Consider the following 13464-nt stretch of genomic DNA (forward strand, 5'->3'; position numbering starts at 1 on the left):
AAATATTGGCCAACGCTCAAGGCGAGCGAGTCGATTTGGAACCTGACCATCATGAACAAGCTCGCAATTGTCGTTGCCGCTGCCGTGTCGGCCACAGGTGCCGCCGCGGCCCAGGAAGGAAACACGACCATGGACATCACCCACAAGGCCGACCTTAAGACGGTCGACGGCCCGGCTGAATATTTCACCGGCAAGGTCACTGGCACCGGCTCATTCCAGCGCCCCGATCCATCGCGCGTGAGTGGCGGGATCGTCCACTTCGAGCCCGGCGCTCGCAGCGCGTGGCATACCCATCCCGCCGGGCAAACGCTTATCGTGACCGAGGGCGTCGGCTGGACACAGGTCGAGGGAGGTCTCAAGCTGGAGTTCTACGCGGGCGACGTGCTGTGGTGCCCCGCCGACCAAAAGCACTGGCACGGCGCGACGGCGCACGAGGCCATGACTCACATCGCCATTCAGGACACGGTTGATGGCAAGAATGTCGTCTGGCTGGAGAAGGTGACGGACGAGGAATCTCTCGCGGCGCTGGGAAGCGAGTAACCCGTGCCGCACGTCATCGTAAAGCTCTGGCCGGGCAAATCCGACGCGCAGAAGCGCGATTTGTCCGCGGCCATCGTCCGGGATGTCACCCGTATCCTGAACTACGGCGATGAAGCGGTGTCGGTCGGTTTCGAGGAGGTCCAGCCCGATGCGTGGACCGCCCAGGTTTATGAGCCCGACATTCGAGGCCGATGGAACGCGCTCACCAAGGAGCCAGGGTACGGCCCCGGCCCGAAGCGCTCAGATTGAAGGTAAGCACTATGATACTGGAAGAGACATTTACACTCGCAAACGAGGTGAAGATCCCGAAGCTGGGATTGGGCACCTGGCGCATTCCCGATGCCGATACTGGTCGTGTCGTACGTGAAGCCGTTGAGATCGGCTACCGCCACATCGATACCGCACAGGCCTATGAGAATGAGCACGGTGTGGGCGAAGGTGTTCGCGCGAGCGGCCTGTCCCGCGACGAAATCTTCGTCACGACCAAGCTTGCGGCCGAGTGCAAGACCTTCGCGGCGGCGCGAGACCGCATCGACGGCTCGCTCCGGGTGCTCGGGCTGGATCACATCGACCTGATGCTGATCCACAGCCCACAGCCATGGGCGGAATTCCGGGAAGGCGGGCATTTCTTCGAGGGTAATCTCGAAGCGTGGCGCGCGCTTGAAGAAGCCTATGCTGCCGGCAAGGTCCGCGCGATCGGCGTCTCGAACTTCGAGCAGGCGGACCTCGACAATCTGCTCGATAACGGCAGCGTCGTGCCGATGGTCAATCAGGTCCTGGCCCATGTCGGCAACACGCCGTTCGACCTGATCGACTATTCGCGATCGAAGGGCTTATTGGTCGAAGCATACTCCCCGGTGGCTCACGGCGCCGCGCTCAAGAATGCCCAGCTCGGAGCGCTGGCGCAGCGCTATGGGGTCAGCATCGCGCAGCTCTGCATCCGCTACTGCCTCCAACTCGGCCTGCTCCCTCTGCCGAAGACGGCCAATGACGGGCACATGCGCGACAATGCCGCCGTCGACTTCGTCATCTCCGATGCCGACATGGCGACCCTCAAGGGTTCTGCGAACGATACGGACTATGGCGAAGCCAGCGCCTTCCCAATGTTCGGCAAGAAGCGGCAGGTCGCCGTCACCGGCCGGGAGGGCTGACCCATGAACCCGGTCTACGACTTCAAGGGACACGTCGCGCTGGTGACGGGAGCCGCCAAGGGCATGGGGCTCGCGACTGCGCGCGCCTTCGCCGAGAATGGCGCATCCGTGGTGCTGGCTGACATCGATGGCGATCTTGCCGCGCAGGAGGCGGAGCGGATCGTCAGCGCGGGCGGGGCAGCGATCGGCATGGCCTGCGACGTCGCCGACGAGACACAGGTGGCGGCGATGATCGATCTGGCCGTCGCCAAATATGGCCAGCTCGACATGGCGTTTAACAATGCGGGCATCCAGGTGCCGCCATTCGACGCGGCGGACGAGCCGCTGGCGAATTTCGAGCGCGTCACCGCCGTCAACCAGCGCGGCGTGTGGGCTTGCATGAAGCATGAACTCAGGGTGATGCGATCGCAGGGCTCGGGGGCAATCGTCAATTGCTCTTCGCTCGGCGGCCTGGTCGGCCTGCCCGGACGCGCCGCCTATCACGGGACCAAACATGCCGTGATAGGGATGACCAAAAGCGCAGGCGTCGAATATGCGCCGCGCGGCATCCGCATCAACGCGATCTGTCCCGGCACGATCGACACGCCGATGGTGCAGGAGATGCTGGAGGGTCAATCCGACGCGATGGCCGAAATCATGAAGCAGCAGCCGATCGGTCGCCTCGGACGTTCCGAGGAAATCGCCGCCGCCGTGCTCTGGCTGTGCAGCCCGGCGGCGAGTTTCGTGATCGGCGCCGCGCTGCCGATCGATGGCGGCTTCACCGCGCACTGATGACGTTCGCGCCCCTCTTCACGCGCCGATCCACGATCTCGATGACCGTGGTGGCCGTCATGCCATGGTCCCTAACCGCAGGAGTAAAGACGATGCCTACGGAACCAACCAATGCACGCAAGTCCTTTGGCGTCATCGCGCCGCACCTTGCCGAGATCACCGATAAAGTCCTGTTCGGCGACGTCTGGGAAAACCCGGCGCTGAAACCGCGCGACCGCAGTCTGGTGACGATCACCTGCCTGATCGCGATGTATCGGATCAACGAGATGCCGTTTCATATCAAGAAAGCGCTCGATAATGGCGTGACCAAGGAAGAGATTATCGAGACTGTCACGCAGATCGCATTCTACGCCGGATGGCCGCCCGCGATGACGGCGCTGCCTATCCTCAAGAAAGTGTTTGAGGAAGCTGGCCTCTGAATACCGACCACGTCGTCTCTGTCATGCGCTGCGCCGGTGATCGGCGTGGCGCTGAGCCTGTCAGGAGGCCGTGCAATGGCTGAAACCGAACCCCATCCCATCATCCGAATGGCGGAACTGGAAATCGATCCGGCGCAACTGGACGCCTACAAAGCGTTCCTGACCGAAGAGATCGAGGCGTCAGTTCGCCTGGAACCAGGCGTATTGTCGCTCAATGCGGTCTCGGTGAAGGGCGATCCGGCCCAGATCCGCATCTTCGAGGTCTATGCCGATCAAGTCGCCTATGAGGCGCATCTGAAGGCACCGCATTTTCTCAAATACAAGAACGGCACCGCAGCGATGGTGCGGTCGCTCAGACTGATCGAAGCCGACCCGATCGTTCTGCGCGCCAAATCCGCAGGAGGCCCGCCATCTCAATAACCCGCTCCTCTTCGGCGTCGGCGTCCAGCCTTCCGGTTCAAACCGAACCCACTGCGCCGAGCCTTCGTCCGGCCATGCCGATCATGGCGGGCGTCTTCCTGTCGTTCTTGATGATCGGCATGGCGCTGCCGGTGCTGCCGCTCCATGTCCACGATGTGTTGGGCTTCGGTCCGTGCGTGGTTGGTCTCGTCGCGGGATGCCAGTTCCTCGCCTCGCTGGTGTCGCGTCTCTGGGCGGGGAGACTTACTGACACACGCGGGCCAAAGCGGGCAATGGCGTTGGGCTTGACCGCTGGCGCGCTCGGCGGCTTTTGCTATCTCGCCTCGTTGCTCGCGTTGTCGATGCCGGTCATCTCTGTAGCGATCCTGCTCGTCGGCCGCACTCTGCTCGGAGGAGCCGAGAGCCTGATCATGACCAGCGGTATGCTGTGGGGGCTTGGGCTGGTCACGTCCGACCGATCCGCGAAGGTGATCGCCTGGGTTGGAATGTCGATGTTCGCCGCCCTCGCGGTCGGAGCGCCGTTCGGGAGCGCGATCTACACACATTTCGCGTTTCTTGGCATCGCGCTGGCGAGCACCGCCATCCCGCTCGTGGCGCTGGCGATCATCTCTCCGCTTCGCCCACTGATCCCGCCACACGTCGCGAAAGGGCATATCTCGGCGGTTTTCTCTGCCGTGCTTCTTCCCGGTCTCGGATTCGCGCTGAGCGGCATCACGTTTGGAGCTGTCACCGCGTTCCTGACTCTCTACTTTGCCATCCAGCATTGGGCGAACGGCGCGCTTGCCTTCACGCTCTTCGCTTCCGCCCTTATCGGCGCCCGCATTGTCGGGGGGCATCTCCCTGATCGGTTTGGCGGCGCGCGCGTCGCACTCGTCTGCCTGTTCGGCCAGGCGGCAGGACTCTCCGTCATCGCCGCCGCTCCATCGAGCCTGGTCGCGATGGTTGGCGCGGCCATTGCCGGCGCGGGTTTCTCGCTCGTGTTCCCAAGTCTCGGCCTGGAAGCGGTCCAGCGCGCACCCGAAGGCAATCGCGGGCTAGCTATGGGTGCCTATAATGCGTTCCTCGATCTCACGCTTGGCTTGGGTAGTCCGCTGCTGGGCCTTATCGCTTCACACGCGGGTCTTGGGGCGGTGTTCACGGCGAGCGCCATTGCCGCGCTTCTTGCGGTCCCAATCGCGCTTGCGCTGCTTCCGCGACAAAAACGCCGACGGTGAAGACGTTCGATCCTGCCCCCTCGCCTAAGGCTCATATTGGACGCGGTGAGCGGTACAAAGCCATATCACCGTCCGGCCAATAGTTTTCGCACAGCCTGGGGGTCTCCCCGCAGAAGGGGTCGGCCGAGACCGTGGCTCGGTCGCAGGGGAAGGCTTTCCCATATCTGGCCGCTTCTTGCTCATATAGTCATGAGCGAGTTTTGAAAATTTGCTCATATATGAGTGAGCGACATCAATTGTTTTGCTCACATATATGTGTTAAATGTCGCCCGAAATGGACACATATATATGAGCGACAAGCAAGCTAGACTCGCCAGAAAGAACCTCGATAGACGGCTTTCTCCCCTGCGAGCCGACCGCATTGTGACGCCCTCGCGTGGCTGGACGAAAGCCATTCGGGAGGCCCTGGGCATGACAACACGGCAGCTCGCCGAACGCATGGGCGTGGCCCCCTCTCGCGTAACGACAATCGAAAAGGCAGAAGCCACGGGCGCGATCACCCTCAAGACCTTGCGCGAGACAGCGGAAGCGCTCGACTGTCAGTTCGTCTATGCCTTTGTCCCGACCAAGGCCCTCGACGACATTCTCCACGATCAGGCCGAGCACAAGGTGCGGAACGAACTCGCGCATCTCAATCACACGATGCGTCTAGAAAATCAGGCGGTGAACGCGGAAGACCTTGAAGGACAAAAGCGTCGCATCGTGGCGGACTACCTCGCGCACTTTTCGCGGAAGCTGTGGGACAAGGAATGAGCGATCCGCTTTTTGAGGGTGACGACGACGGGAACACGCCGCTCGAAGCCGAAGAGCGCGAACAGCTCATTCCTTCCTACATCATGACGCGCGACGAGTTGAACGAGGCGGAACTTGCTAACATCGCCGACGCCGTTCGTTGGGTCGGGCGGCGAAAGCGCAAGGTGCTCGACCAAGGTTTCCTGAACGAGTTGCACAAACAGATGTATGGCGATGTCTGGAAGTGGGCGGGCACCTATCGCACGACGGCACGTAACATCGGCATCGACGCCTATCGCATCCCGGTCGAGTATTATCAGGCGATCGACGATGCGAAATATTGGGCCGAGCACTCGACGTTTCCGTCGGATGAAATCGCGATCCGTTTCAGCCACCGGGTTGTTGCAATTCATCCCTATCCCAACGGGAATGGCCGCTTCTCGCGCATGATCGGCGATCTGCTTGCGATAGAACTCGGCCAGCCGCGGTTCACCTGGGGTCAGATCAATCTCGTCGATCCCTCCGCAATGCGAAAAGAGTATATTGCGTCGCTCAAGGCCGCCGACGCGGGCGACTACGGCCCCTTGCTCGCCTTCGCCCGCTCGTAGGGCTCACGCCGACTCACTTGGCGCGATAGCACCGATACGGTTGCTTAAAGTGGCACATGCTGCCGATAGGGCGAGTGACGTTCCACCGATTTGGGGCTAACTGTGAAATAGAAAAAATTTGAGGTGGATGGCACCGTGGGGCTGCTTTGAAGATTTACGCCGTTGCAATTGAGAATTTCAGAGGCATCAGTTCAAATAAGCTGGTTCTGCCTGATCACGCCGCCCTCATCGACGACAACAACACCGGCAAGTCCTCCGTTCTCGAAGCCATAGATCTTGCGCTTGGGCCGGATCGACTGAGCCGTCGGCCTCCTGTCGATGAGCACGATTTCTATGAGGGCATATCTGCCCGTGGCTCCGGCTCCGGCCGAGGAGGGCGCAGCGCCAGCAGAGCCGCAGCCCGCCCCGCAAATCACCGTCGAGGTCACGATCATCGGGCTGTCGGAGGAGCAGGAAGCCCGGTTTGGCGGCAATATCGAGTGGCTCAATATCGAGACGGGGGTTTCTTCACGGAAGCAAACCCCGCAGGCGTGGATGCCGCGAACATCAAGGCGGCGCTGCGCGTCACCTTCATCGGGGCATACGACGCCGATGAGGACGATTTCGTCGACAATACCTATTACGCGCGCAGCCTGACAGAGGAGGAGACGCCGCCGCCCTTCTCCGAGAAGGACAAGCAGCATTGCGGCTTCCTCTTCCTGCGCTCGCTGCGCACGGGCTCGCGAGCGCTCAGCCTGGAGCATGGCTAGGAGATAAACCGCAATGATCCCGTTGACGAAACTCGAGCCCGATTGCCTTTACTGGGCGATCCGTAGAGACGATCAGGGATCGAAGGCGCAAATTGTTCAGATCTCGACCGTCTTCGGCGCCGAGCGTGAATACTGAACGGTCGCTTGTATAGGCTCAGATGAGCACCGCATGCCCGGCGACTTCGAATTCATTGTGCGGATCGTGCCTCCATCTTTCAAACTCGCATTAGGTCTGGCTGCAGAGTGAGACTTACTTGCTCTTGAAAGGATCAGCACCGGCGACCCTGTTATTACAAAATTCCGTCTGTGGAAGATTCATAGCGGAGCTAATAACTTAGCCTAGTTTGAATGACCGATTTGGAGCCGGAAGCTGTCGGTCTGGTTCCGAAGATTAAGACTGATAAAGCAGAAGTGTACAGATCATTCGAAACATGAGGTATCGATTCGATCTCCTCCGGTGGACAGCACGCGACGAACATCAGAACTATAAGATTGTCGTGACCAACGTGCGCAGCCTCGCCTCCGCGTGACTTGGTTGCGTAACACGTGCGCAGATCATGTTGCTAGCGGGCCGAGACCGCGCGTTCCAGCCTCCCGAACAGAATCCGGGTTGGCACTAGAACCCAGCAGACGCGGGTCGAGGCTGGCTCAGGATTATGCAATATTCATCCCACAGAGTATCAGTAAAAGCATGAGGCCCACTTGCCTCTTAGTTACATTTCCAATATTTTTCTTGCTAGTTAAGGTTGTCTTTTCGATCCGCCGCGACGGATTTTGGCTGGTGATATTTCCACGTCAACTATGTGATGGTCTTGAGATAATATCGCGGGCGGAGTGGTATTGGGGGAACTCGCTTGATCACTGAAATCGAGATCGCCGATGTGGCGACCTATCCGGTCGCCGGCGAGCGACTGACCGATCTGAAGAAGATCAACTACCTGTTCGGCCACAATGCCTGCGGCAAGACGACTATCTCGCGCGCGGTCCACGACCCGTCGATCTGTGCGGGATACACTGTCAGTTGGCGCGACGGACGCGAGCTTGCGACGCTGGTCTTCAACCGAGATTTCGCGGAGGCCAGCTTCGGCGACCAAATGCAGGGCATCTTTACGCTCGGCGAGGATTCGACACGGGCGGTGGCAGAAATAGAGCGCCTTTCGGGCGAGATCGCAGGACTTGATAACGACATCGTCAACCTTCGCCGGAATCTTGTGGGAGAGGACGGCACCGGCGGCCGCGAGGCCGAACTTGCAGCGGCGCGCGCAGCGCTCATCGAGGCCTGCTGGAAGTCGCACCTCGACCACAAGGACGCTTTCGTACACGCCTTCACTGGCTTCCGGGGTAAGAAGAGCGACTTCTGCACGAAGCTGCTGGCCGAGGCGGAGGGCAACACTTCGGAGTTGAAGACGCTTGACGCCCTGACGGGAGAGGCGGCGACCGTCTTCCAAGATGCCGCGATGCCGGAGATCGCGATCGCGCCGATTTCCTTTGACCGCCTCGCTGGTCTGGAGGCTTCCCCGATCCTCGCCCGCAGCATCGTGGGGCGCGACGATGTGATCGTGGCCGCTCTCATCGGCCGCCTCGGCAACAGCGATTGGGTGAAGCAGGGCGTTAAATATCTGACCAAGGCCGACGGCCCATGCCCATTCTGCCAGCAACCTGCGCCGGCCGGACTACTTGATGGTCTCAACGCGTTCTTCGACGAGCAATATGAGGCTGATCTCGCCTCGATCGACCTTCTCGCCGCGTCTTATGAGCAGGCCGTCAATGCCGTCGTCACCCGCATTGACGCCCTCATTGCGACGCCGCATCGGTTTGTGGATGCGGCGGACCTCGGCCAACGCTCCGCGGTGTTGAAGACCGCTTTCGAACTCAACATAGAACGCATCACTGCGAAACGGAAGGAGCCGAGTGGCGTAGTCGAGCTCGATGCAACGGCCGAACTGACGGCTGCGATCACCGCCCTGATCGCAGCCGCGAACGAGGCGACCGCGCAGTATAACGCCACCATTCGCAACCTCGCGAGTGCGAAGTCGGCGCTGACCGCGCACATATGGAGGTTCGTCGTTGAGGAACGTCGCACGGATCTCGACACCTACAAGGCCACGGTGGGCAATCTCCAGCGCGCGATCGACGGTATGCGTCGCAGCATCGCCGACAAGACCGCACGCCGAGCGAACCTGAGAAGCGAGCTTTCCGCGATCGAGGAAACGATCACAAGCGTGCGCCCGACGGTCGATTCCATCAATCGGATCCTCGGCCAGTATGGTTTCTCCAATTTCCGCCTCGAGGTGGCCGGTGAGCGGGGCGACATGTATCGCATCGTGCGACTGGACGGGAGCGAGGCGGCACACTCGTTGAGCGAGGGCGAGCGTTCTTTTATCACCTTCCTCTACTTCTATCACCAGCTAGCTGGCAGCACCTCGAGCACAGGCACCGCAGTCGAGAAGGTCGTGGTATTCGACGATCCTGTGTCGAGCCTCGACGCCGATGTCCTGTTCGTGGTCAGTGCGCTGATTCGGGGGGTCGTATCCGACGTGCGGGAGAATATAGGCAACGTCCGGCAGGTGTTCGTCCTCACGCACAACATCTACTTTCACAAGGAGGTCAGCTTCGACCGAGAGCGTCGCGGCCGGGCGCGGCCGTTCGAGACCTTTTGGATCGTTCGGAAGCGCGAGAATGTGTCCTCGCTCACCCGCTACGATTACAACCCGGTCAAGACTTCCTACGAGCTGCTGTGGGATGAGGTGCGCAATCCAGATCGACCGAACCTCACGATTCAAAACACGATGCGCCGGATCGTTGAGAACTACCTGACCGTTTTGGGCGGGCTGAAGCAGGACGAGATCGTCGCACTTTTTGAAGGGCGCGACGCCCAGATCTGCGCCTCGCTGTTCTCGTGGATCAATGACGGATCGCACAGCTCGCACGATGATATCTATGTCGCCGTCGATGACAATGCTGTGCAAGGCTATCTGCGCGTCTTCAGAGAGGTGTTTGAGCGCACGGGGCACGGCGCGCGCTACCGGATGATGATGCGCATCAGCGAGGACGAACCGGAAGGGGGCAGAGTGGCTGTGGCGCATGCGGGCGCAGTCGCCGCTTATCCCGTTGCATCTGCCGGGTCCGCCCAACGCCCCGAGCAGCCAGCGGCTGGATAGGCGATGGCCGGCCCGGTTTGGATCGATAGGGCATGGTGGGAGCATCTTACGCCTTCACCGATGCACAAGCTGCGCGGAGAGGTCGAACGGCATCTGCGCCACTGGTGCGAGACCGAGTATGGCAAGTTCTGGCTTAACAGCGCGCGAGAGCCGGGTGGCGTGATCCGGATCAAAGCTGGCGACGCCATCCCGGATTTCCACATGGTCGCGATGCGTGACGGCTTGAAGTTCGTCGCGCCGCAAGAGCGCATGCGTGAGGGACACCGGGACGTGTCGATCGGCGCGCGCGAATATAGGTCCGCTAAGCCTCGACAAGCCGGGGAGCTCATGCTCTCGCCCGTGATCCGCCTCGACCTCGTGACCGACCCGGCGCTGATGGCCGCGGCGCGCAAGTTCGACATTAACTTGCCGTCGGCGCACGTGACCGAACCAAGCATCCTGTTCTCGGCACCTGCGCAAATCCTCATCGCGCCGAAGGGCTGGCCAAAGAAGTCGTTCGTCCTCTACCAGCATATCTTCGGCGAGGGCGGCTCCTACCCTGTCGATGGCTACTTCTACGTAGGCATCACGACGCGAAGCTGGAAGACGCGTTGGGCCGAGCATCGACGCGCGATGCGCAAGGGCAGCAACCTGCTGTTCCACCGCAAGCTGCGGGAGGAACTAGAGGCTAAGCGGGTGACCTATATCCACCATAAGGTGATGGCCGTCACGACCGACGTCGAGGCGCTATACGAAGCAGAGGAAGCGCTGGTACGCGGCCATTGGGAGGATACTAGGCGGCTCAACATGATCCCGGGCGGTCGCGCAGGGTACCGCTAACTTCAGCGTGCAGGTTGGGTCGACCTAAGTTCGGAGGATGCACCATAAGCAATGTCGGCTTTGAGGAAGCCGCGAGTATCGGTCGACGGTCGGACTGAAGGCGCATTGCTGCCATCAACAATCCCGACGAGAAATGTTGTCGTAGCATAAACAGATTATTTCCGCCCAGAGAACGTTCCCAGGTGCACGTCTGGGGCTTGACTGCCCAAAAACGTGAAACATTCTACTTAATCAAAGTGCCCTGGTGGATAGAGATCGCGATCGGCAGCTACGCTGTTCGAATCTAGCAGGACCGCACCGCTGGTAGGAATAACACGCAGCACCCCGACAGCGCTCATTCGCCATCCAACGTGCTCGCAGCAAGATCTATGATCTGCACACGCAGCACGTTAAGGAAGCCGGCGCGCCGTTCACTAGATACCGCTGAGCATCCTCGCGATCCTCACAGCATATCGATCAGTCATACCCGACGTGAAGTCAGCAAGAGCGTGCAGAGCACGCTCGGCATCGGTAACGTCCCGCAAGTCCAAGTCGAGCGCCCTAGCGAGCTGCCGTGTGTGGTCGGAAAGCCTATCCTGATCCCACTTGACCTTAAAAAGATCTTCGAAAACAGGAAGTACACCTGACATCACATTGCCTATCACACGCCGCCCAGACACTTCCAACTCAGTCTTTCTTCGGGCGGTGAAGACCTGGTCCCGAGACAGGGTCTTCATTTTTGCGAAGACAGCGGCCATCGGCCCTGCATCAGCTAGGGAATTAGAGAACGTTCCAGCCATAATGGCATCGTAGTTCGCCTTGAAGGCCTCAACGCAACTCTCCACTGCGGCCCCAATGCTCAATGCCCGCAATAATGCGATATGTTCGGCGGGGCTGAGGCTACTCACGTCACGGTTCGGGTTGTTCGCTGCCTCGTGCAACAGCCCTCTGACCGTATCAAATGGGAGCTCACCAGTCGTGAAGGCGTCCTCAAGATCGACGATGTTGTAGCAGATATCGTCTGCGGCTTCGACGATGAACACGAGCGGATGCCGACGCCACCAATTCCCAATGCGGTCCACTTCCTCAGGAAGCCCCAACGAATTGGCCGCTTCCTTGAATAGCTCTATTTCCGAACTGAAGATGCCGAACTTCTTGAGGCCGACATATGTCACATCTCCGCTGCCGACAATGCTCTCGCGGACGGCAGAAGTGGTCGGATATTTCGTGAACGCCCCCAAAGTTGCCTTCGACAGGCGCATGCCGCCATCATTGCGGTACATCTCAAGCCGCGAAATAATTCGAAATCCCTGTGCGTTGCCTTCAAACCTCACGAATTCTGAACGGTGTTGATCCTCGACCTCCGCCATGATTCCTTTGGCATCATCGAACTTCTCCGCGAACCAGTCGCCCATCGCTGCTTCGCCTGAATGGCCAAAGGGGGGATTGCCGATATCGTGGGCGACGCAAGCTGCCTGAACAATGTTAGCCAAGCTGTTGGACTCGCCGCTTGCGATCCGATATGTTTCCTCAAGCCAATTACCAATTCGCATGGCCAGCGATCTTCCGACGCTACTGACTTCGACGGAATGGATTAGGCGATGGTGGACGTGGTCATGCTCGTAGAGAGGTTGGACCTGGGTCTTGTTGGCCAGTCGCCGGAATGGCGCAGAGAAGACAATGCGGTCATGATCCTGAATGAAGATCGACCTGTTCGGCCTAGGCTCATAATGCTTGTCGCCAAGCCGTTCACTGCAGAGCAGTTTCTCCCAATCCATTCTCATGCCCCAACTCTATCGATTTCCCATACCGATCAATAGCCTCCGCAGTGATGGCCGCCAAGCTAATATCCAAAGTCATACTACCGGGCGCGCGCCCTCTCACAAGCCGCTTCCGTTCTCACTTCGTCAGGAGATTTAGCCGGATGCGATTTCTTTTTCCCGGTATCGTCTCACGGCAGCGCGTCGAATCTGCGCTGGTGCCCTTTCACCATCTCGCGCAGCCGTGCGGGCTGGAGCACTTCCACCGAGTTTCCCCAAGAGTAGAGATGCCAACACATCTCGAGGAGGCCGGACGCCTTGAAGCGCACAAGCAGCGAGCCGTCAGGCTCCTCCTCTATGGTCTGTGTCGGATGGAATACGAATCGGCGCGCGTGGGGCGCGGCGTCCGGCGAGAACCGCCATACGACGTCGCCGTGCTCTGCGGCGCTCTCGTACGACCCGAAGCCCTTCTCCGCGTGCCTGCTGATGTTGAAACCGGGATCGAGATCGAAGCTCTCGTCGAGTACCTCGGCCGAGTAGATTTCCTCGACGCGGTAGTGCTGCAACGGTGCTCCGGGCTTCTTTGCCGTGTCCCTCGCGACCAAGTAGCGACGCACCCCAAGAAGCAGGCCGTGCGGCGCAATCACCCGTTCAGTCGGCTTGTCCTGTTTGCGCTTGCGGTAAGATATCCGCAGCAGGAACGGCCCCTTGAGCGCTTCAGAGATTGCCGCGTCGACCTCACTGCTGACAGCAGGGCGCGGTCCCGGTCGGGCCGCGTGTCCTAAGGCTTCGAGCAGCGCTTCCTCATCGACCGCGAGCCTCGTCCCCGCCTCCGGCGGGATAAGCGCCCGGATCTTTCGCTCGAGTTCGCGGACCGTACCTGCTTCAGGCTTCATTCCAGCCCTATCAAGTTCCGTGATTGCAGTATTTAACGCAGCGAGCTCCTCAGCCGAGGGGGTCAAGAGCGGTGCGATCGCCCGTGCCGGGATTCGCCAACGGCGCTTGCGATCGTCGCCATCATCAGACTGCGTCTGGGGAAATGCAGCCTCCAATGCGACCGTCATGCGCTGGGCTGACCGATGCACGCAACCGAACTCTTCGATGATTTCCTCTAGTGAGACGCCCCCTCGGCGAGTCGCCA

The 13464-nt window shown here is 60.2% G+C and carries 15 protein-coding genes and 1 pseudogene; 14 read left to right on the top strand and 2 right to left on the bottom strand.

The window, feature by feature from the left end; translation table 11 throughout:
* Window positions 1–51: 51 nt before the first annotated feature.
* From QD461_RS20335 to QD461_RS20400, 14 genes and pseudogenes are all read left to right on the top strand, one after another.
* Window positions 52–540, top strand: coding sequence for a cupin domain-containing protein (locus QD461_RS20335; RefSeq protein ID WP_414089378.1), 489 nt, complete (start codon window positions 52–54; stop codon window positions 538–540).
* 3 nt (window positions 541–543) lie between these two features.
* Window positions 544–789, top strand: coding sequence for a tautomerase family protein (locus tag QD461_RS20340; RefSeq protein WP_414089379.1), 246 nt, complete (start codon window positions 544–546; stop codon window positions 787–789).
* Window positions 790–800: 11 nt separating this feature from the next.
* Window positions 801–1691 carry an aldo/keto reductase gene (locus QD461_RS20345; protein ID WP_414089380.1) on the top strand — a complete coding sequence of 297 codons (891 nt, stop codon included), beginning with the start codon at window positions 801–803 and terminating at the stop codon, window positions 1689–1691.
* Between the two features lie 3 nt (window positions 1692–1694).
* Window positions 1695–2462, top strand: a complete 768-nt coding sequence (locus QD461_RS20350) for an SDR family oxidoreductase (protein WP_414089381.1) — start codon at window positions 1695–1697, stop codon at window positions 2460–2462.
* Between the two features lie 92 nt (window positions 2463–2554).
* A complete protein-coding gene (locus QD461_RS20355) occupies window positions 2555–2881 on the top strand; it encodes a carboxymuconolactone decarboxylase family protein (RefSeq protein WP_414089382.1) in 327 nt (108 codons plus the stop codon).
* Between the two features lie 75 nt (window positions 2882–2956).
* Window positions 2957–3301, top strand: coding sequence for a putative quinol monooxygenase (locus tag QD461_RS20360; RefSeq protein ID WP_414089383.1), 345 nt, complete (start codon window positions 2957–2959; stop codon window positions 3299–3301).
* Entirely contained in the window at window positions 3298–4515 is a 1218-nt protein-coding gene (locus QD461_RS20365; RefSeq protein ID WP_414089404.1) for an arabinose transporter, read from the top strand. Before QD461_RS20360 ends, QD461_RS20365 begins: the two co-directional genes overlap by 4 nt.
* 288 nt (window positions 4516–4803) lie before the next feature.
* Entirely contained in the window at window positions 4804–5268 is a 465-nt protein-coding gene (locus QD461_RS20370) for a mobile mystery protein A (RefSeq protein WP_414089384.1), read from the top strand.
* Complete coding sequence (locus QD461_RS20375) at window positions 5265–5855, top strand: mobile mystery protein B (protein ID WP_414089385.1); 591 nt, start codon at window positions 5265–5267, stop codon at window positions 5853–5855. The genes QD461_RS20370 and QD461_RS20375 overlap by 4 nt, the downstream gene beginning before the upstream one ends.
* 146 nt (window positions 5856–6001) lie before the next feature.
* Window positions 6002–6094: pseudogene (locus tag QD461_RS20380) on the top strand (hypothetical protein); the annotation flags it as partial.
* Between the two features lie 240 nt (window positions 6095–6334).
* Window positions 6335–6604 carry a hypothetical protein gene (locus QD461_RS20385; RefSeq protein WP_414089406.1) on the top strand — a complete coding sequence of 90 codons (270 nt, stop codon included), beginning with the start codon at window positions 6335–6337 and terminating at the stop codon, window positions 6602–6604.
* Between the two features lie 13 nt (window positions 6605–6617).
* On the top strand, window positions 6618–6740 hold the full coding sequence (locus tag QD461_RS20390) for a hypothetical protein (RefSeq protein WP_414089386.1): 123 nt from the start codon (window positions 6618–6620) through the stop codon (window positions 6738–6740).
* Window positions 6741–7485: 745 nt separating this feature from the next.
* Window positions 7486–9765, top strand: coding sequence for an AAA family ATPase (locus QD461_RS20395; protein WP_414089387.1), 2280 nt, complete (start codon window positions 7486–7488; stop codon window positions 9763–9765).
* A gap of 3 nt (window positions 9766–9768) precedes the next feature.
* Window positions 9769–10584 (top strand): hypothetical protein, encoded by an 816-nt coding sequence (locus QD461_RS20400; protein ID WP_414089388.1) that lies wholly within the window; start codon window positions 9769–9771, stop codon window positions 10582–10584.
* Between the two features lie 413 nt (window positions 10585–10997).
* Here QD461_RS20400 and dgt read toward each other — a convergent pair whose 3' ends face one another.
* Together dgt and QD461_RS20410 are read right to left on the bottom strand one after the other, a co-directional pair.
* Window positions 10998–12341, bottom strand: coding sequence for a dGTP triphosphohydrolase (dgt, locus tag QD461_RS20405; RefSeq protein ID WP_414089389.1), 1344 nt, complete (start codon window positions 12339–12341; stop codon window positions 10998–11000).
* 173 nt (window positions 12342–12514) lie between these two features.
* Complete coding sequence (locus QD461_RS20410) at window positions 12515–13219, bottom strand: helix-turn-helix transcriptional regulator (protein ID WP_414089390.1); 705 nt, start codon at window positions 13217–13219, stop codon at window positions 12515–12517.
* Between the last annotated feature and the right edge of the window lie 245 nt (window positions 13220–13464).

This window comes from Rhizobium sp. BR 314, assembly GCF_047445805.1.
Classification (GTDB): domain Bacteria; phylum Pseudomonadota; class Alphaproteobacteria; order Rhizobiales; family Rhizobiaceae; genus Rhizobium; species Rhizobium lusitanum_B.